This window comes from Microbacterium sp. AC026 (assembly GCF_979258475.1).
The window spans coordinates 1,824,266-1,843,474 of the sequence record NZ_OZ409857.1; the positions used below are offsets into that span (position 1 = coordinate 1,824,266).

General features: G+C 68.5%; 20 protein-coding genes. 11 read left to right on the forward strand and 9 right to left on the reverse strand.

Features of this window, described 5'->3' with window-relative positions; genetic code table 11:
• The 3 genes from ACZZ93_RS09025 to ACZZ93_RS09035 all read right to left on the reverse strand — a co-directional run bounded on the left by ACZZ93_RS09025 (window position 1) and on the right by ACZZ93_RS09035 (window position 3,414).
• On the reverse strand, window positions 1-891 hold the full coding sequence (locus tag ACZZ93_RS09025; protein WP_053098590.1) for a carbohydrate ABC transporter permease: 891 nt from the start codon (window positions 889-891) through the stop codon (window positions 1-3).
• On the reverse strand, window positions 888-1,994 hold the full coding sequence (locus ACZZ93_RS09030; RefSeq protein WP_285363808.1) for a carbohydrate ABC transporter permease: 1,107 nt from the start codon (window positions 1,992-1,994) through the stop codon (window positions 888-890). Before ACZZ93_RS09030 ends, ACZZ93_RS09025 begins: the two co-directional genes overlap by 4 nt.
• Window positions 1,995-2,106: 112 nt before the next feature.
• Entirely contained in the window at window positions 2,107-3,414 is a 1,308-nt protein-coding gene (locus ACZZ93_RS09035) for an ABC transporter substrate-binding protein (protein WP_053098588.1), read from the reverse strand.
• A gap of 181 nt (window positions 3,415-3,595) precedes the next feature.
• Here ACZZ93_RS09035 and ACZZ93_RS09040 point away from each other — a divergent pair, with 181 nt between their 5' ends.
• The 3 genes from ACZZ93_RS09040 (at window position 3,596) to purQ (ending at window position 5,159) form a co-directional block, all read left to right on the forward strand.
• A complete protein-coding gene (locus ACZZ93_RS09040) occupies window positions 3,596-4,126 on the forward strand; it encodes an adenine phosphoribosyltransferase (RefSeq protein WP_053098587.1) in 531 nt (176 codons plus the stop codon).
• Between the two features lie 80 nt (window positions 4,127-4,206).
• Window positions 4,207-4,455, forward strand: coding sequence for a phosphoribosylformylglycinamidine synthase subunit PurS (purS, locus tag ACZZ93_RS09045; RefSeq protein WP_053098586.1), 249 nt, complete (start codon window positions 4,207-4,209; stop codon window positions 4,453-4,455).
• The gene (gene purQ / locus ACZZ93_RS09050; protein ID WP_463510911.1) at window positions 4,452-5,159 is read left to right on the forward strand and encodes a phosphoribosylformylglycinamidine synthase subunit PurQ; all 708 of its coding nucleotides are present in this window, start codon (window positions 4,452-4,454) and stop codon (window positions 5,157-5,159) included. Before purS ends, purQ begins: the two co-directional genes overlap by 4 nt.
• A gap of 232 nt (window positions 5,160-5,391) precedes the next feature.
• Here the strand turns inward: purQ and ACZZ93_RS09055 are convergent, their stop codons facing one another.
• A complete protein-coding gene (locus ACZZ93_RS09055; protein WP_463510912.1) occupies window positions 5,392-6,150 on the reverse strand; it encodes a hypothetical protein in 759 nt (252 codons plus the stop codon).
• A gap of 652 nt (window positions 6,151-6,802) precedes the next feature.
• Here ACZZ93_RS09055 and ACZZ93_RS09060 point away from each other — a divergent pair.
• A complete protein-coding gene (locus tag ACZZ93_RS09060; protein WP_463510913.1) occupies window positions 6,803-7,252 on the forward strand; it encodes a VOC family protein in 450 nt (149 codons plus the stop codon).
• Here the strand turns inward: ACZZ93_RS09060 and ACZZ93_RS09065 are convergent.
• Entirely contained in the window at window positions 7,249-7,677 is a 429-nt protein-coding gene (locus tag ACZZ93_RS09065; RefSeq protein ID WP_053098583.1) for a DUF1761 domain-containing protein, read from the reverse strand. The genes ACZZ93_RS09060 and ACZZ93_RS09065 overlap by 4 nt on opposite strands.
• A gap of 139 nt (window positions 7,678-7,816) precedes the next feature.
• On the opposite strand from ACZZ93_RS09065, the gene ACZZ93_RS09070 reads away from it, so the two are divergent.
• The 5 genes from ACZZ93_RS09070 (at window position 7,817) to ACZZ93_RS09090 (ending at window position 14,666) form a co-directional block, all read left to right on the forward strand.
• Window positions 7,817-9,478: a glycoside hydrolase family 13 protein gene (locus tag ACZZ93_RS09070; RefSeq protein ID WP_053098582.1), complete on the forward strand. Its 1,662-nt coding sequence runs from the start codon at window positions 7,817-7,819 to the stop codon at window positions 9,476-9,478.
• Window positions 9,479-9,568: 90 nt separating this feature from the next.
• Window positions 9,569-10,576: a LacI family DNA-binding transcriptional regulator gene (locus ACZZ93_RS09075; RefSeq protein ID WP_187248936.1), complete on the forward strand. Its 1,008-nt coding sequence runs from the start codon at window positions 9,569-9,571 to the stop codon at window positions 10,574-10,576.
• A gap of 46 nt (window positions 10,577-10,622) precedes the next feature.
• Entirely contained in the window at window positions 10,623-12,095 is a 1,473-nt protein-coding gene (locus ACZZ93_RS09080) for an alanine/glycine:cation symporter family protein (protein ID WP_187248937.1), read from the forward strand.
• 76 nt (window positions 12,096-12,171) lie between these two features.
• Window positions 12,172-13,227 carry a formylglycine-generating enzyme family protein gene (locus ACZZ93_RS09085; RefSeq protein ID WP_463510914.1) on the forward strand — a complete coding sequence of 352 codons (1,056 nt, stop codon included), beginning with the start codon at window positions 12,172-12,174 and terminating at the stop codon, window positions 13,225-13,227.
• Window positions 13,167-14,666, forward strand: a complete 1,500-nt coding sequence (locus ACZZ93_RS09090; RefSeq protein WP_463510915.1) for an arylsulfatase — start codon at window positions 13,167-13,169, stop codon at window positions 14,664-14,666. Before ACZZ93_RS09085 ends, ACZZ93_RS09090 begins: the two co-directional genes overlap by 61 nt.
• Window positions 14,667-14,675: 9 nt before the next feature.
• On the opposite strand, the gene nhaA is transcribed toward ACZZ93_RS09090, so the two are convergent.
• The 3 genes from nhaA to ACZZ93_RS09105 all read right to left on the reverse strand — a co-directional run bounded on the left by nhaA (window position 14,676) and on the right by ACZZ93_RS09105 (window position 16,587).
• A complete protein-coding gene (nhaA, locus tag ACZZ93_RS09095; protein WP_463510916.1) occupies window positions 14,676-15,956 on the reverse strand; it encodes a Na+/H+ antiporter NhaA in 1,281 nt (426 codons plus the stop codon).
• 64 nt (window positions 15,957-16,020) lie between these two features.
• Window positions 16,021-16,194 (reverse strand): hypothetical protein, encoded by a 174-nt coding sequence (locus ACZZ93_RS09100; protein WP_171821976.1) that lies wholly within the window; start codon window positions 16,192-16,194, stop codon window positions 16,021-16,023.
• A 51-nt stretch (window positions 16,195-16,245) separates the two neighbouring features.
• Window positions 16,246-16,587 carry an ArsR/SmtB family transcription factor gene (locus ACZZ93_RS09105; protein WP_053098578.1) on the reverse strand — a complete coding sequence of 114 codons (342 nt, stop codon included), beginning with the start codon at window positions 16,585-16,587 and terminating at the stop codon, window positions 16,246-16,248.
• Between the two features lie 83 nt (window positions 16,588-16,670).
• Between ACZZ93_RS09105 and ACZZ93_RS09110 the strand changes: the two genes are divergently transcribed.
• Together ACZZ93_RS09110 and ACZZ93_RS09115 are read left to right on the forward strand one after the other, a co-directional pair.
• A complete protein-coding gene (locus tag ACZZ93_RS09110) occupies window positions 16,671-18,005 on the forward strand; it encodes an NAD(P)-binding domain-containing protein (protein ID WP_463510917.1) in 1,335 nt (444 codons plus the stop codon).
• Window positions 18,002-18,406, forward strand: coding sequence for an arsenate reductase ArsC (locus ACZZ93_RS09115; protein WP_053098576.1), 405 nt, complete (start codon window positions 18,002-18,004; stop codon window positions 18,404-18,406). The genes ACZZ93_RS09110 and ACZZ93_RS09115 overlap by 4 nt, the downstream gene beginning before the upstream one ends.
• A gap of 173 nt (window positions 18,407-18,579) precedes the next feature.
• Here ACZZ93_RS09115 and ACZZ93_RS09120 read toward each other — a convergent pair whose 3' ends face one another.
• The gene (locus tag ACZZ93_RS09120) at window positions 18,580-19,209 is read right to left on the reverse strand and encodes a superoxide dismutase (RefSeq protein WP_053098575.1); all 630 of its coding nucleotides are present in this window, start codon (window positions 19,207-19,209) and stop codon (window positions 18,580-18,582) included.

The following is a 19,209-nucleotide window of genomic DNA, read 5'->3' on the forward strand; positions in this document are numbered from 1 at the left end:
TCATCCTTTCACCGCGCCCGCCATGATGCCACTGACCAGCTGCCGGCCCGCCACGACGAACAGGACGAGCAGCGGAAGGGTCGCGAGCACCGCACCGGCGAGCACGATGGAGTAGTCGATGTAGTAGCCGGACTGCAGCTGGCTGAGGGCCGTCTGCAGTGTCGGGTTCTGCGGGGAGAGCACGATCAGCGGCCAGAGGTAGTCGGTCCACGCAGTCATGAAGGTGAAGAGGCCGAGGATCGCCATGGCAGGGCGAGCGGCCGGGATGCCGACGGTGAGGAACGTGCGGAACTGGTTCGCGCCGTCCATCCGCGCCGCCTCGATCAGCTCGTCCGGGATCACGTCGACCAGGTACTGCCGCATGAAGAAGACGCCGAAGGCGGTGACCAGTGTCGGCACGATGACCGCGCCGATCGATCCGGTCCAGCCGAGCTCCCGCATCAGCATGAACAGCGGGATGATGCCGAGCTGCGTCGGGATCGCCATGGTCGCGATCACGAAGATCATCAGTCCGTCGCGGCCCTTGAAGCGCAGCTTGGCGAAGGCATAGCCGGCCAGCGTCGAGAACGTGACGACCGAGACCGTGATGATCGCCGAGATGAGGAACGAGTTGCCCAGAGCGAGCCAGAACGGGATCGCGTCGAACACCTTGGCGGCGTTGGTGAAGAAGTTGCCGCCGGGGATCAGCGGCAGGGTTTCGCCACGCGTGGCGTTCGTGCCGCTCGCCACGACGACCGACCACCACAGCGGGTAGACGCTGCCGATGATGAACGCGGCGAGCAGGCCGTAGGTGAGGAAGCCGGGGCGGCTGCCGATCCCGGCGTTGCCGCCCACGGCGCCTCGACGGCGGCGGATCTTCTCGGGGACGCTCAGCGCCTGGGTGGCGGTCATCGCGCATTCTCCTCGGTCGTGGTGGCGATCGTCGTGCCGGCGGCGGCCGTCGCGGCTGCGGCGGCAGCGGCGGTGCGGGCTCGTCGGCGCGCGGCGCGGCTCTTCGGAGCATCCCCGGTCGAGATGCGTCGGGAGATCAGGAAGTTGATGACGCCGATGCCGACGATGAGCAGGAACAGCAGGATGGCGACGGCGGATGCTTCGCCGAGGTCCCGGCGGAAGAAGGCGAGCTCCCACAGGAACAGCACGGTCGTCTGGAACTGCCGGTCGCTGCCGCCGATGCCGCCCGCGGTCGAGACGTCGAACAGCCGGGGCTCGGCGAAGATCTGCAGACCGCCGATCGTCGCCGTGATGATCACGAAGATCAGCGTCGGGCGGATCGTGGGGATCGTGATCGAGAAGAACCGGCGAGCAGCGCCGGCTCCGTCGAGGGCTGCCGACTCGTAGAGATCGCGCGGCACCGCCTGCATGGCGGCGAGGAGGATGAGGGCGTTGTAGCCGGTCCAGCGGAAGTTCACCATCACGGCGATCGCGAGGTGCGACAGGGCCGTGTTGTGCTTCCACTCCTGGTCGGCGATGCCGATCAGATTGAGCAGGTTGTTGGCGAGGCCGTCGGCCTCGTTGAAGATGCTCGAGAAGATGATGGCGACGGCGACGGGGGTGACGACGAACGGGATGAGAACGCTCATGCGCCAGAACGTCGGGGCACGCAGGCCGCGGTCGAGGAGGTAGGCGATCACCAGGGCGACCGCGAGCTGCGGGATCGCCGACAGCAGGAAGATGCTCAGGGTGTTGAAGATCGAGTTCCAGAACATCGGGTCGCCGAGGATCTCGACGAAGTTCCCGGCGCCGATGAACTCGCCCTGCCCCTTGAGCAGGTCCCACTCGTGCACGGCCACCCACACCGTGTAGAGCAGCGGGAAGAGTCCGACCAGCCCGAAGAGCAGGAAGAACGGCGAGATGTAGAAGTACGGGGAGGCGTTCTGGTCGAACCGCGAGACGCGGTGCCGCCAGGGACGCCGAGCCGCGGCATCCGTCTTCGGGCTCTTCGCGTCGTTCGACGACGCGGATGCCGTCTCCGAGCGCTCATGCGTGAGGGTCATGACTCTTCCTTGGTCCTGTTCCGGGCTTCCGTGGTGCTCCGGTCGCAGCCCGTGCCGCCCCGGTGAAGGCGGCGCGGCACGAACTGCGACCGGAACGGATGCGGTGGCTGGGTCAGTCGACCAGCTCGTTCAGGAGCTCGACCGCGGCATCCCAGGCGCCCTGGGTGTCGGTCTCGCCACGGTCGAGGCCGCTGAGGGCCGGACCGAAGACGTTCTCCTGGATCACCGAGTCATCGGCGCCCTTGAACTGGGCGACGACGCCCTTGGCACGCTCGGCGAGGATGGCACCGGTGGGTGCGTCGTTGAAGAACGCGTTCGGAGTCGCCTCGGACGAGAGCGTCTCCTGCGCCTTGATCGTCGACGGGAAGTTGCCCGCGGCGGCGGACTGCTTGACCTGCTGCTCGGGCTGCGTCAGCCAGTTTGCGAGGTCGGCCGCGGCCTCCTTGTGCTGCGAGCTCTCGGGGATCGACAGGAACGCGCCGCCCCAGTTGGCTGCGCCGCCGGGGAAGACGTCGGCGAAGTCCCAGCCGGTGGAGGCGTCGCCGCCGCCGGCCTCGACCTGGCCCTGCACGACGCCGAGCATCCAGCCCGGGCAGACGAACGTGGCGAAGGTGCCGTCGACGAACGACTTGCCGCCGTTCCAGTCCCACGCGGTCTGCGCAGCGGACTGACCGCCTTCGGTCGCGGCTCCGAGCAGCTCGAAGCGCTCCTTCAGCTCGGCGTTGTCCTCGACGTTCAGCTCGCCGTCAGAGGTGTAGTACCCCTCGTCGAGCTGGTTGACCATGGCGTTCCAGACGAAACCGGAGTGGTCGTACCAGGCCTTGCCGGTCTTGGCCGTGTACTCGGCGCCGACCGCGAAGTAGTTCTCCCAGTCGCCGTTCAGCAGCTCGGCGACGGACTCGCGGTCGCTGGGCAGGCCGGCCGCCTCGAAGGCGGCGCCGTTGTAGCAGATGCCGCTCGGGCCGATGTCGGTGCCGTAGCCGATCACGCGGCCCTCGGCGTCGGTCGCCTGTCCGTACTTCCAGTCGACCCAGTCGGACTTGCGGTCTTCGATGCCGTAGTCGCGCAGGTCGACGAAGGTGTCGGAGACGTCCATGATCGCGCCGAGCCACCCCTCCTCGATCGCGACGACGTCGCTGAGACCCGAGCCGGCTGCGATCTTCGTGAACGCGTCGGTGCGGGCGTTGCCGCCGGTGTCGATGTTGGTCGCCTCGATCGTGACGTTCGGGTTCGCCTTCTCGTACTCGTCGTAGAGGTCGTCGTATCCGAAGGTGCCGAAGGTGGTGACGGTCAGTGTGACCTTCTCGTCACCGGAAGCGCTGTCGCCGGCATCGGCGGAGGCGCAGCCGGCGAGGGCCAGGGCGGAGACGGATGCGACGGCTGCTGTCGTCAGGATCCGCTTACGGGCACGTGTGTTCACAGTTCACTCCTTTGTGGTGGGTCGTGCAGTGGTGGTGCGGGTGGTGCTCGGGGTCGTGCGGGGGCTTTCCGTGATGGCTTCCCGTGAGGAATCCTGTGGGAGCGCTCCCACGCACTGTCCAGTGACTCTATGGGAGCGCTCCCACGGTGTCAAGCCCGAGCCTTTCGCGTAGCCTTGACCGGTGCCCGACACCGATCTCTCCCCCGCCCTCGTCCGCGCCGAATCCCTGATCCGCAGCATCCCCGACTATCCCGAGGCGGGGATCATCTTCCGTGACATCACCCCGCTGCTCGCCGACGCCGAGGCTCTGCAGGCGACCACCGATGCGATCATCGCGCCGTTCGCCGGACAGTTCGACGTCGTGGCGGGCATCGAGGCGCGCGGCTTCATCCTCGCCGGAGCGGCCGCGATCGCCGCAGGCGTCGGCCTCATCCCGATCCGCAAGGCCGGCAAGCTGCCCCGCCCCGCGGCATCCGTCGACTACGCCCTCGAATACGGCACCGCGACGATCGAGATGCACGACGATCTGCCCGCCGGATCCCGCGTGCTGCTCATCGACGACGTGCTCGCCACCGGGGGCACGCTCGCCGCCGGACGCGAACTGGTCGAGCGCCTGGGCAGCCACGTCGTCGGCATCTCCGTGCTGTTCGAGATCGACGGCCTCGGCGGCCGCGAGGCGATCGGCGACCTGCACACCGTCTTCCACGCCTGAGCCCCGTCACCCGGGAATCGGGCGAGTCCCGAGCCGGTAGACTGGACACGCCCGTCCGCCCGCGACTTCCGGAGCCGTTCATGCCCACCATCGTCGTCGACGTCATGCCCAAGCCCGAACTGCTCGACCCGCAGGGGAAAGCCGTGTCCGGCGCATTCTCCCGTCTGGGCGTCGAGGGCTTCTCCGATGTCCGCATCGGCAAGCGCTTCGAGCTCACCGTCGAAGGCGAGGTCACCGACGAGATCCTCGCCGAGGCCCGCCGCATCGCCGATGAGGTGCTCTCCAACTCCGTGATCGAGGACGTCGTCGGCATCGAGGTCGCCGAGTGACCACGCGCATCGGCGTCATCACCTTCCCGGGCTCTCTCGACGACCGCGACGCCCAGCGCGCCGTGCGCATCGCCGGCGCCGAGCCGGTCGCCCTCTGGCACGGTTCGCACGATCTCGAGGGCGTCGACGCCCTGGTGCTGCCCGGCGGCTTCAGCTACGGCGACTACCTGCGCGCCGGTGCGATCGCCGCGCTCTCGCCGATCATGGCGGAGGTCAAGGACGCCGCGGCCAAGGGCATGCCGATCCTCGGCATCTGCAACGGCTTCCAGATGCTGGTCGAGGCGCACCTGCTGCCCGGCGGGCTGATCCGCAACGACCACCAGCACTTCGTGCGGCGCGATCAGAAGCTGATCGTCGAGAACTCCGACACCGCGTGGACCAACCACTTCCGCACGGGCCAGGAGATCACGATCCCGCTGAAGAACGCCGACGGCGGGTACATCGCCGACGAGGAGACGCTCGACCGTCTCGAGGGCGAGAACCTCGTGGCATTCCGCTATGCGGGCGTGAACCCGAACGGCTCGCTGCGCGACATCGCCGGACTCACCAACGAGGCGGGCAACGTCGTGGGGCTCATGCCGCACCCCGAGCACGCGACCGAGGCCGGCTTCGGTCCCGACACCTCGGCCGCCATGCGCTCGGGCATCGACGGCGTCGACTTCTTCACCAGCGCGATCGCCGCCGTCGCCCGCGTCGCCGCGTAAGCGGTAAGCGCGCGCAGCCGCGGCCAGTTCCGCACCCGCTCGCGCAGCCGGGGCCAGTTCCGCACCCGCTCGCACAGCCGGGGCCAGTTCCGCACCGCGCGCACTGCCGGGGCCAGTTCCGCATCTGAAACTGGCGATTCGGGTGCAATAGTGACCCCGCACCGCGCCGCCGGTGCAAAAGTGACCCCGCACCGCGCCCGACGCCGCGGCAGTGGTGACCGCGCGCGACGGGTCAGTCGACGGGCAGCGCGAACGGGTTGTCGCCCGCGGCGGCGAGCAGGTACCAGGCCGTCGCACCGGTGTGCAGACTGGCGTAGTAGAGGTCGCCGAAGCCCGAGTCGAGGCCGTCGGTCGACGTCGCCACGATCCCCTTGCCGTCGCCGTTGGGCGCATCGCGCTGACCGAGGCGGATGCTGCTCAGCAGCGACTCCACGCGCTCGGCGTCACCGGGCGCATCGCGCAGCGTGAGAGCGAGCGCCAGGTGGCCGGATCCCTCGAACCACACCTTCGACACGTCGGCGTCGCTGATCGACGCGCCCTGATACTGCCCGTCCGTCGCGATCAGGTGGGTCAGCGTCCAGTCCAGCGAGGTGTCGTAGCGGGGGTCGCGCGTGGCGAGCGAGCTCCAGGTCTGCGCGTCGAGGGGAATGGGGCGGGTGTTGACCGTCGACCCGTCCAGCAGGGTGCCCGTGTCGACATGGCCGTCGGCGCTCTGCATCGCGGCCACGAAGGCCGACGCGACGCCCGCCCGATCGGCCCAGACGGAGTCGCCGGTGAGCTGTGCGAGCTGCGTGAAGAAGCCGGCGATATCGCTGTTGTGCTCCGTGGACTTCCATTCCAGCGACGAGCCGTTCTCGAGCTGGCCGCCGGTGTATCCGAAGGGCGCGCGCACCATGTCGGCGGTGTTGGCCTGGATCCATTCGGCGATCTGCACCGCCCCGTCGAGGTACTTCGAGTCGCCGGTCGCGTGGAAGAGACGCGCGAGCGCCATACCGGTCCAGGCCTGGTTGCCGGTGAACGTGCCGGGGCCGGTGATCTCGACCCTCCCTGACGGATGCCGTGCGGCTCGTACGAGGTGCGCACTCGGCCGTCGCCGATCGGGTCGTTCGCCTGCACGAAGAGCAGGGTGTCGCCGATGGTCCGCGCCCGACGGATGTCGTCGGGGAGCCCGCGTGCCGTGTATGCGATCACGACGAGGGCGTCGTCGTAGACGAACGACGGGGTGAAGTCCCAGGTCGGCAGGTCGGTGAAGAAGCCTCCCTGATAGCTGCGGGGAAGGCAGTGCCCCGCGCCGTCGCAGAACTCGTCGACGCGCGCATCGAGGAACTCGTAGGCGAGGGCGACCGACAGAGTCGGATCCGGTGCGGCGGTCGGGTCGTCGGCGGGGGCATCACCGGAGGCCGCGGTGGTCACGCCCGCGACCATCGCGGCGGCGATGAGTGCGGCGGCGATCATCCATGGCGCTGAACGGCGCGATGAACCCGACATGAAGACCCCCTCGGTCTGAACCGCAGTCGGCGACCGCAGGCGACCAGGAGGTCACGTGCAAAATGCTGGCATACCAGGAAGTATCGGCGGAAGTGGCGAAGGTCTAGTCTTTCGAGGCGCCCGGCGTGTCGCGCCCCGCGAGTAGCATGCGAGCCATGCCCATCACACTGGAGAACGTCGGCATCGCCGTGCGCGACCTCGAGGCGACGATCGCCTTCTTCACCGATCTCGGCCTCACCGTGCTCGGTCGGGACGAGGTCAGCGGCGAATGGGCCGACACCGCCGTCGGCCTCGACGGCAACCACGCGAAGATCGCCGTGCTGCAGACACCCGACGGCCACGGTCAGCTCGATCTGTTCGAATACATCCATCCCGACGCGATCGAGACCGAGCCGACCCTGCCGAACGAGATCGGGATGCACCGGGTGGCGTTCTCCGTCGACGACATCGACGAGTCCCTGGCCATCGCTGCCCGGCACGGATATCACCCGCTGCGAGGAGTCGCGAACTACCAGGGCGTCTACCGGCTCACCTATCTGCGCGGCCCGAGCGGGATCCTCGTCATGTTCGCGCAGGACCTCACGACGGATGCCGCGGCGAGCTAGCCGAGAGCCGGCGGCCAGACGCCGATGATCACGGCCATGACCACGATCGTGACGATCTCGTGTGCGATGTTCATGGTGGTCAACGCCGTCGGGCGGCCCTCGAAGGCGTCGTGCGTGATGAACCGCGCGGCCGTGAACCCGGCCCACAGCAGCACGCCGGTGACGACGGCGGCCCAGAAGAACGATCCGTCGTAGAAGTGCCAGGCGATCGCGGATGCTCCGGCGAGCACCCACGCCGTCGCGAAGCTCACGATCACGGTGGTGATGATCGCCATCGTCGCGCTCGCCCCCGGACGGTCCATGTCGACGTTCGCGAGCTTCGACCAGCGGGTGCCGAACACCTTCGGCGCGTACCAGATCGAGCCGACGATCATGCTCGAGGCGGTCGCGAGCAGAACGGCCCAGTAGTTGATCTCGGGAACCATGACAGCCTCCTGTGGTCGGATGCCCGAAGCATACTCCCGGGCCTGCAAGCGGCTGCGGACCGGCGCAGAATATCGGCTCCCCGAATCGATTCGATGCTCGCTCTGGCAATCATGTAAGCGTTTGCACTAATCTGTTGCCATGGCACAGCTTGAGCAGATCGCAGCCCCCGGTTCCGAGTGGTGGCGCAGCGCGGTCATCTACCAGATCTACCCCCGTTCGTTCGCCGACGCCTCGGGTGACGGCATCGGCGACCTGCCCGGCATCACCAGCCGGCTCGACTCGCTGAAGGAGCTCGGCGTCGACGCGATCTGGCTGAGCCCGTTCATGACGAGCCCGCAGCGGGACGCCGGCTACGACGTCGCCGACTACCGCGACGTCGACCCGCTGTTCGGCACCCTCGACGACTTCGACACGATGCTGAACGAGGCGCATGCCCGCGGCATCCGCGTCGTCGTCGACCTGGTCCCCAACCACTCGTCGGCGCAGCACGCCTGGTTCCAGGAGGCCCTCAAGGCTGCTCCCGGCAGCCCCGAGCGCGCGCGGTACATCTTCCGCGACGGCAAGGGCAAGAACGGCGAGCTGCCCCCGAACAACTGGGAGTCCGTCTTCGGCGGCGGCATGTGGGAGCGCGTGACCGAGGCCGACGGCACGCCGGGCCAGTGGTACCTGCACATCTTCGACCCGACGCAGCCCGACTTCGACTGGAACAACGAAGAGGTGCGCGAGGAGTTCCGCTCGATCCTGCGCTTCTGGCTCGACCGCGGCGTCGACGGCTTCCGGGTCGACGTGGCCCACGGCATGATCAAGGCCGACGGCCTGCCTGACTACACGCCCCCGGCAGACGCCGACTCGATGGGCGGCGGCGAGGCGAACGTGCCGTACTGGGGCCAGGACGGCGTGCACGACATCTACCGCGACTGGCACAAGGTGCTGGCCGAGTACGACGGCGACCGCGCGCTGTGCGGTGAGGCCTGGATGCCGACGCTCAAGCAGACCGCCCTGTGGGTGCGCCCCGACGAGATGCACCAGACCTTCAACTTCCCCTACCTCATGACCGAGTGGGACGCGAAGGCTCTGGGGTCTGTCATCCGCGAATCCCTCGACGCGTTCGGCGAGGTCGGCGCACCCAGCACCTGGGTGCTGTCGAACCACGACGTCGTGCGCCACGCGTCGCGACTCGCGCTCACGGCCGAGAACCCGCAGGGCGAGGGCATCGGCCCGAACACCCCGCACAAGCCCGACACCGCCATCGGACTCGCCCGCGCTCGCGCGGCGACGACCGTGATGCTCGCGCTTCCGGGTTCGGCATACCTCTACCAGGGCGAGGAGCTGGGCCTGCCCGAGGCGATGGAGATCCCCGACGCCTTCCGTCAGGACCCGACGTGGTTCCGCACCAACGGCGAGCGCTACGGTCGCGACGGATGCCGTGTGCCGCTGCCGTGGGAGGCGGATGCTCCGGCGTTCGGCTTCAACGAGACCGGTGCGTCGTGGCTGCCGCAGCCCGCCGACTGGGCGTCGTACTCGCGCGAGGTCGAGGAGAAGGACGAGACCTCGACCCTGTCGCTGTACAAGCAGCTGCTCGCCGGTCGCCGCGAGCACGGCTTCGGAAGCGGCTCCCTCGTGTGGGAGGATGCCGGAAAGCACGCGGTCGCGTTCCGTCGCGGTGCGGTGCACGTGGTCGCGAACCTCGGCAAGAAGCCTCTCGCGCTCCCGGCCGACGCGACGATCGTCGTCAGCAGCCAGCCGTTCGAGGGCACCGATCTGCCCGTCGACACGGCGGTCTGGTACACCACGGCGTAAGCCGCACGACGTTCAGGTCGCAGTTCGCGCCGCCCACGGCACCGCCCGACGGCACGAACTGCGACCGGAACGGCTCAGAGAGGATCCCCCATGGCGAGCATCGATGAGGTCGCCCGGCTCGCCGGAGTCTCGACCGCGACGGTCTCGCGCGCGCTGAGCGGCCGAGGCCATGTGTCGGAGTCGGCCCGCCTGCGCGTGCAGGAGGCGGCATCGGCGCTCGGCTACGTCGTGTCCTCCCGCGCGTCGAGCCTGGCATCGGGCCGCACCCGCAACATCGGGGTCGTGGTGCCCTTCCTCGACCGATGGTTCTTCAGCACCGTGCTGTCGGGGGTATCGTCCGCGCTGATGCGCGAGGGCTACGACATCACCCTCTACAACATCACCGCCGACAAGGACGTGCGCCGCCACGTGTTCGACACCTTCCTGCGACGGCAGCGAGTGGATGCCGTGATCGCGGTGTCGATCGAGCTCGACGACGACGAGACGCAGTACCTGCTCGACCTCGGCCTGCCGGTGATCGCGATCGGCGGGCCGAACCCCAAGCTCGACACCCTCACCGTCGACGACGTCGCCGTGGCCCAGCTGGCGACCGAGCACCTGATCGGTCTCGGACACCGCGACATCGCCCACATCGGCGCCAACCCCGAGTTCGACATCGACTTCCACATCCCGACGAATCGTCGCCTGGGCTTCGAGAAGGCACTGGCGAAGGCCGGCATCCCTCTGAATCCGGCCTTCCTCGAGCCCGCCGACTTCACGGTCGAGGGCGGATACCGCGCGGCGAAGCAGCTGCTCGGACGCCCCGGCCCGCGACCCACCGCCGTGTTCGCGGCATCCGACGAGATGGCGATCGGGGCGATCCTCGCCGCCCGCGACCTCGGATTCGCCGTGCCGGACGACCTCTCGATCGTCGGCATCGACGGTCACGAGCTCGGCGAGTTCTTCCGACTCAGCACCGTCGACCAGTTCCCCCTCGGGCAGGGCGAGCGTGCGGCGGATGCCGTGCTCGCGAAGCTCGCCGACGGCGAAGCCGCGGGAATACCGGCCGAGCTCCCCTACGAGCTGAACGTCCGAGGCACGACCGCGCGCTTGGTCTAGAAGCGGAATATCACCGCGGGCGCCAGCATGCCGCCATACTGATGCGATGGACGCGCTCAACGATTTCGTGCTCTCTGCCGGCGATGGGCTCTGGACGTGGGTGGTGCTGCCGATCCTCGTGGTCCTCGGCCTGTACTTCACCGCGCGATCGGGCGTGGTGCAGTTCCGGCTGATACCGGAGATGTTCCGCACCCTCACCGACCGGACACCCCGGAAGGAGAACGGCGAGCCGCAATCGGTCTCGGCGTTCCAGGCGTTCACGATCTCAGCGGCCTCCCGCGTCGGCGTCGGGAACATCGCGGGCGTCGGCACAGCGATCGCCATCGGCGGCCCCGGCGCGATCTTCTGGATGTGGACGATGGCGTTCATCGGCGGTGCGTCGAGCTTCATCGAGTCGACCCTCGGCCAGGCGTTCAAGGTCCGCGACAAGGACGGCTTCCGCGGCGGTCCCGCGTACTACATGCAGCACGGACTCAAGGCGCGCTGGATGGGCATCCTCTTCGCCGTCATCCTGATCGTCTGCTTCCCCTTCGCCTTCAGCTCCCTGCAGGCGAACACGATCAGCGCCACCGTCTCCTCGAGCTTCGGCGGCGAAGTGGGCTGGATCCCCTGGGTCGTCGGCATCATCCTGGCCGTCCTGACCGCCCTCGTCGTCTTCGGCGGCATCCGTCGCATCGCCAGCGTCACGCAGGCGGTCGTACCGGCGATGGCGCTGGGATACCTGCTGCTCGGCCTCGTGATCGTCGGTATGAACTTCGAGCGCCTCCCCGAGGTGTTCGCCTCGATCTACACCCAGGCGTTCGGGTTCAACGAGGTCGTCGGGGCCGCACTCGGAACCATCATCATGACCGGCGTCAAGCGCGGCATGTTCTCGAACGAGGCGGGTCTCGGCTCTGCGCCGAACGCGGGCGCCACCGCGGCGGTGACCCACCCGGTGAAGCAGGGACTCGTCCAGACCCTCGGGGTCTACTTCGACACGTTCCTCGTCTGCTCGATCACGGCGTTCATCATCCTGGTGTCCACGCCCGACCTCGCGAACGCGACCCGGGGCATCGGGCTCACGCAGAATGCGATCGTGAGCAACCTCGGCGAATGGTCGAACATCCTCCTGAGCATCATCATCTTCCTGCTGGCGTTCAGCTCGATTCTCGGCAATTACTACTACGGCGAATCCAACATCGAGTTCATCAGCAGCCGACCCGCCGTCCTCACCGCCTACCGCGTGCTCGTCGTCGCGATCATCTTCCTCGGATCGATCGCCTCGGCGGACATCATCTGGAACACGGCCGACGGCATCATGGGGCTCATGGCGATCGTGAACCTCGTGGCGATCGCGCTCCTGTCGGGCATCGCGTTCAAGCTGCTGCGCGACTACTCCGATCAGCGGCGTGCGGGGCTCGACCCTGTCTTCACCCGTGCGCGGATGCCCGAGGTCACGGGCATCCAGTGCTGGGAGGACGAGCTGAGCGTCACCGGTCCGATCCCCGTCCAGGGCGAGCAGCGCACCCGCCGGGGCTAGCGCGCGGCCGGTCGGCTAACCCGGCGCGGGCGACCGTAGCCGCTCCCGCTCCGGCGCGGACGCTACGCTGACGCGGGTGACGAACATTCGCGACATGGTGCTGATCCCCGGCGGAACCTTCCGGATGGGGTCCGAGGACTTCTACCCCGACGAGCGCCCGGTGCACGAGCGCGAGGTCGCCTCGTTCGAGATCGACCGCTACGAGGTGACCAACGCGCAGTACGCGGAATTCGTCTATGCCACGGGATATATCACCGTGGCCGAGCGGCCTCTCGACCCGGCTGCCTTTCCGGATGCGGATCCGAAAGACCTCGTGCCCGGTTCCATGGTCTTCACGCCGACCGCCGGCCCGACCGACCTGCGCAACTGGCGCAACTGGTGGCGCTGGCAGGCGGGCGCCTCCTGGCGGCATCCGTTCGGCCCCGACTCGTCGATCGACGATCGGCTGCAGCATCCGGTCGTGCACATCGCGTTCGAGGACGCGGTCGCCTACGCCGACTGGGTCGGGATGCGGCTGCCCACCGAGGCCGAGCACGAGTACGCCGCCCGAGGCGGGGTCGACGGTGCGCCGTTCGCCTGGGGCGACGAGATCTACCCCGGCGGCGAGGCGCAGGCGAACTCCTGGCTGGGTCGCTTCCCGTATGACAACCAGGGCGTCGGCGGCACGGCCCCGGTCGGGTCGTACGCCCCCAACGGCTACGGGCTCTACGACATGATCGCGAACGTCTGGGAGTGGACGAGCGACTTCTACACGCCGCGGCATCTGAAGCTGTCGGACAAGCCGGTGGATCCCGGCAAGCGCGCGAACCTGTTGGCAGCGGCGAGCGCGCAGGAGGGCTTCCCGAGCATCCCGCGCCGGGTGCTGAAGGGCGGATCACACCTGTGCTCCCCGACTACTGCCTGCGCTTCCGCCCGGCCGCCCGCTCGCCCCAGGCGGAGGACACCGGCATGTCGCACATCGGATTCCGCCTCACCCGCTCCGTGTGAGGCCCCCTGGGCATCGGCCCGAGCCCCTGGTTGGCTGAGCCGCACGGGCGCCTGCCCGGCCTCACCGCCGACCGAGGAGCGACAATGTCCGACAAGCCCAACATCCTCATCATCTGGGGCGATGACATCGGCATCGCCAATCTGAGCACCTATACCGACGGCCTGATGGGCTATCGGACTCCGAACATCGACCGGATCGCCGATGAGGGCGCGAAATTCACCGATTACTACGGCGAGCAGAGCTGCACCGCCGGGCGTGCGGCGTTCATCACCGGACAGAACCCCTATCGCACGGGTCTCACGAAGGTGGGGATGCCGGGGGCGAAGCTGGGGCTCCAGCCCGAGGATCCGACGATCGCGGATGCGCTCAAGCACCACGGCTATGCGACCGGCCAGTTCGGCAAGAACCATCTCGGCGACCGCGATGAGCACCTGCCGACGGCGCACGGCTTCGACGAGTTCTTCGGCAACCTCTATCACCTGAACGCCGAGGAGGAGCCGGAGCACCCGGACTACCCGACCGACGAGGAGTACCCCGGGTTCAGCGAGCGGTTCCGCCCGCGCGGCGTGATCCACTCGTGGGCGAACGACGACGGCACGCAGCGCATCGAAGACACCGGTCCGCTGACGAAGAAGCGCATGGAGACCGTCGACGAAGAGTTCCGCGATGCTGCGGCGGACTTCATCCGCGCTCAGGCCGACGACGACACCCCGTTCTTCGTGTGGTTCAACTCGACGCACATGCACTTCCGCACCCACACCAAGGAGGAGAGCAAGGGGCGGGCCGGACGCTGGCAGTCGGAGTATCACGACACGATGCTCGATCATGACGACGTGGTGGGCAGTCTGCTCGATCTGCTCGACGAGCTCGGCCTCGCCGAGAACACGATCGTCATGTACTCCACCGACAACGGCCCGCACATGAACAGCTGGCCGGATGCCGGCATGACGCCGTTCCGCAACGAGAAGAACTCGAACTGGGAGGGCGCCTACAGGGTCCCGGCGATGGTGCGCTGGCCCGGGCACGTCCCTGCCGGCACGACGCTCAACGGCATCGTGAGCCACAACGACTGGTTCGTGACGCTGCTCGCGGCGGCCGGCGACACCGACATCGCCGCGCGTCTGAAGGCGGGCACGGATCTGCACGGCACCGACTTCAGGGTCCATCTCGACGGCAACAACCAGCTCGACTACATCACGGGAGTCGCCGAGCACAGTCCGCGACGACACTTCTTCTACGTCTCGGACGACGGCGACCTCACGGCGCTGCGCTTCGAGAACTGGAAGTTCGTCTTCCTGGAGCAGCGCGCGGTCGGAACCCTGCAGGTGTGGCAGGAGCCCTACATCGAGCTGCGGTTCCCGAAGCTCTTCAATCTGCGCACCGATCCGTTCGAGCGCGCCGACATCACCTCGAACACCTACTGGGACTGGGTGCTCGACCACATCTTCCTGTTCATCCCGGCCCAGGCGTATGTGGCGAACATGCTGCACACCCTTGCCGAGTTCCCTGCTCGCCAGGAATCGGCATCGTTCACGATCACCCAGGTGATGGCGAAGCTGCAGTCGACGGTCGGCAGCTCCTGACCATCGCCCTCAGGCGTCGAGCGGCGATCGGCGGGCGAGCGCGTTGCGCCTCGCGAGCATCAGCCCGCCGATCACCGCGGCGATCAGGGAGCCGAGGAGCACGCCGATCTTGACGTGCTCGTCGGCGACCGAACTCGACCCGTAGGCGAGCTCGCCGACGAGCAGGGAGACGGTGAATCCGATTCCGGCGAGGAACGCCATGCCGGTGAGGTCGGGCCAGCGCAGCGATTCGTCGAGGCGCAGAGCGGGCACCCGGCTGAGCAGGAACGTGGTCGCGAGGATCCCGATCGGCTTGCCCAGGACGAGGCCGACGATGATGCCGATCGCGATCGGATCGGTCAGCGCCGACGCGAGCCCCGCGAGTCCGCCGATCGTGACGCCCGCCGCGAAGAAGGCGAACATGGGCACGGCGAACAGCGTCGCCACGACACCCCACCGGTCGGCGAAGTGCGGGGCGAGGCCGTCGTAGAGAGGCTCGCCGTCGGCATCCGTCCCTCGCGGCACCCGAGCGCGCTCGGTCGGGATGACAGGAACGACGAAACCGAGGAGGACTCCGGCGACGGTCGCGTGGATGCCGGCAGCATGGATGCAGACCCACACGGCGATCGCGAGAGGCATCAGGATCCACCACGCCCGCACGCCCTTCTGCACGAGCAGCGCGAATCCTGCGAGGGGCAGCAGCGCGAGAGTCAGCCAGGGGAAGCTGATCGAATCGGTGTAGAAGGTCGCGATGATCGTGATGGCGATCAGGTCGTCGATGATCGCGAGTGTGAGCAGGAAGACACGGAGAGCCGGTGGGAGGAACTTCCCGACCACGGCGATCACGGCGACCGCGAACGCGATGTCCGTGGCGGTCGGGATGGCCCAGCCGCGCAGGGCGTCGCCGTCGCCCGCGTTGATCAGGGCGAAGATGATCGCCGGCACGATCACCCCGCCGACGGCTGCGGCGATCGGCAGGGCCGCCTGACGCGGATCACGCAGTCGGCCGGTGACGAACTCCTCCTTCAGCTCGAGACCCACGACGAAGAAGAAGATCGCGAGCAGGCCGTCCGCGGCCCAGGCCCCGATGCTCAGATCGAGATGCAGCTCGGGGATGCCGAACGTGAAGTCGCGCACCGACTCGTACCACGACACGGCGGGGGTGTTGGCGAGGATCAGCGCGGCGACGGTGGCGGCGAGCAGCAACGAACCACCGAGCACCTCGCTGCGGGCGTTGTTGCGGATGCCTCGCCACAGCTCATGGGGAGCCAGGCGGAGACGGGGACGGGTGCGGACAGGAGAAGCGGACATGACGAGACCTCACGCGAGAGAAGGGGTGAACGACGCGGAAGACCGCACCCCACAGAGGCGCGGTCTAGTCGCGTGGCGGCGGGCAGCCCGCGATCTCGCCGTGCGAGAGAGTGCCCCAGACGCTGGTCCACCCGTTCGTGCCCGGGTGGAGCACGACGCGCATCCATTCCTTCATCGGAGTCGCCGAGCGCAGCTCATGCGGAGCGCGCGCCGAACCGGCGATCGAGAGGAGGGCCATGGAATCAGCCTATCGGGATGACCGCCCTCCGACCTGAGGAGCGCAGCAGGATCAGACGGCTCGCAGCGCGTCGCCGGCGGCGTCGAGAGCGCCCTCGGCGAGGGAGAAGTACGCCCACTTGCCGCGCTGCTCACGCGTGACGAGTCCGGCGTCCGCCAGCAGCTTCATGTGATGCGAGACCGTGCCCTGCGACAGACCGACCGGGTCGGTGAGGTCGCAGATGCAGGCTTCGCCACCCGCGGCCGACGAGATCAGCGAGAGCAGGCGGATGCGCGTCGGGTCGCCGAGCGCCTTGAACAGGCGGGCGATCCGTTCGGCCTCGGCGAGCGGAAGAGCGGATGCCGCGCGCGGCGTGCAGCAGCCCGTCTGCTCGATCGTCACCGGAAGCGTCATGCGCTCATCCTCTCACGTATTGACAATCTTCGATACGTGGGCGACGCTTCTCGTATTGAAGTCTTTCGATCTGAGGAGATGTCGTGTCCGAGCTTCCCATCGTCGTCATCGGCGCGGGGCCGCAGGGTCTCGCCGCGGCGGCGCATCTCGTCGAACGCCGCGAAGACGTCGTCGTCCTCGAACGCGGGCGCGGCCCTGCCGCCGCGGTCTCCGAATGGGGCCACGTGCGCCTGTTCTCGGCGTGGCCCGAGCTGACGGATGCCGCCGCGCGTCGCCTGCTCGAGCCGACCGGGTGGACCGCACTGACCGCGGGCTGTCCGACCGGGGCGCAATGGGTGAGCGACTACCTGGCGCCTCTCGCGGGGGCACTCGGTGAGCGGATCCGGTACGGCACCGCCGTCACGGGCGTCGCTCGCCAGGGTCGCGACAAGGTCGTCGAGTCCGGACGCAGGAACCAGCCGTTCGTCGTGCACACCCTCGACACGGACGGCTCCGAGTCGCGGATCCGCGCCCGGGCGGTCATCGACGCAAGCGGCACCTGGGACCTCCCCCACCCTGCGGGCGCAGACGGCTTCCCCGCCGTGGGCGAGGCCGCGGCATCCGATCTGATCTCCTATCGCATCCCCGACGACGTGTCCGAGCTCGCGGGTTCGCATGTGGTCGTCGTCGGAGCGGGACACTCCGCCACGCACGCCGTGCTGCGCCTGAGCGAACTGGCCCGCCGGTCGCCGGGGACCCGCGTCACCTGGCTGCTCCGCCGAGGGAGCGCCGCGAACGTTCTCGGGGGCGGCGCCGGAGACGAGCTGCCCGAACGCGCAGCGCTCGGCTCTCGGGTGTCGAAGGTGATCCATGACGGTGTCGTCGAGGTGGTGACAGGATTCCGAGTCGCCGAGTTCCGGCGGGACGGGAGGGGCCTGGTGATCGTCGCCGAAGACGGACGCGAGATGGCGGAGATCGCGCACGTGTTCGCGCTCACCGGATTCCGGCCGGACACCGGCATCCTGCGCGAACTCCGAATCGATCTCGACCCCGCTCTCGATGCGGTCGCCGGCATCGCCTCCGAGATCGACCCCAACATCCACTCCTGCGGCTCGGTGGGCGCGACCGGTGCCCGACAGCTCATGCAGCCGGAGGAGGGCCTCTTCATCGTCGGCGCGAAGTCCTACGGTCGAGCTCCGACCTTCCTCGCCCTCACCGGATACGAGCAGGTGCGCAGCGTCGCGGCCCACCTCGCCGGCGATCACGAGGGCGCGGCCCGCAACGAACTCACCCTGCCCGCGACCGGCGTATGCGGGGGATCAGGAGACTTCGACGACGGCGCGGGCAGCTGCTGCGCCGCGCCGGCCGTGCTGCAGATCGGCAGGACGCCGTTGACGGCCCTCGACCCCGCACGCTCGCTTACCCTGGAGACATCATGACCACCACCAAGCCCTCCGTCCTCTTCGTGTGCGTGCACAACGCCGGACGGTCGCAGATGGCCGCAGGCTTTCTGCGCGAGGTCGCCGGCGACCGCATCGAGGTGCGCTCCGCCGGATCCATGCCCGCCGACCAGATCAACCCGATCGCGGTCGAGGCGATGAGCGAGCTCGGCATCGACATCACCGCCGAGCAGCCCAAGGTGCTCACGACCGAGGCCGTGCAGGCTTCCGATGTCGTGATCACGATGGGATGCGGCGACGCCTGCCCGTTCTTCCCCGGCAAGCGCTACGAGGACTGGGAGCTCGACGACCCGGCCGGGCAGGGCATCGACTCCGTGCGCCCGATCCGCGACGACATCCGCCGTCGCATCGAGGCGCTCGCGGGCGAACTGCTCGCCTGACTCTCACTCAATCGGGAGGAGATCTGCGATCCGGAGGGCGGATGCCGCGGCATCCTCCTCCGGATCGCGGATCTCCTCCCGATGCGGCGGGCTGGCTGCAACGCGGCGGGCTGGCGGCAATGCGGCGCAGATCTCCTCCCGACGCGCTGGCGCCGGGAGGAGATCCGTGAGATTCAGCGGGCGACGATGAGGCCCGCGGTCTTCTCCTGCACGGCCTGGAACCGGCGCTGCACGTCGGACCAGTTGACGAGCTCCCAGAACGCCTTGACGTAGTCGGCGCGCACGTTGAGGTAGTCGAGGTAGTAGGCGTGCTCCCAGACGTCGAGCTGCAGCAGCGGCGTGACGCCGAGCGGGGCATTGCCCTGCTGGTCGAACAGCTGGAAGATGACCGGACGCGCACCGACGCTGTCCCACGCGAGCACAGCCCAGCCCGAACCCTGCACACCGAGCGCGGTGGCGGTGAAGTGCGCGCGGAAGGCGTCGATCGAGCCGAACGCGTCGGTCAGCGCGGCCTCCAGCTCACCCTCGGGGTTGCCGCCGCCGTCGGGCGACAGGTTCTCCCAGAACACCGAGTGGTTGATGTGACCGCCGAGGTTGAACGCGAGGTCCTTCTCGAGCTTGTTCACGGCGGCGAAGTCGCCGGACTCGCGGGCCGCGCCGAGCTGCTCGAGCGCCGTGTTGGCACCGGTGACGTAGGCCTGGTGGTGCTTCGAGTGGTGCAGCTCCATGATCTTGCCGGAGATGTGCGGGGCGAGCGCCGAGTAGTCGTACGGCAGCTCGGGAAGGGTGTACGGAGTGGGCAT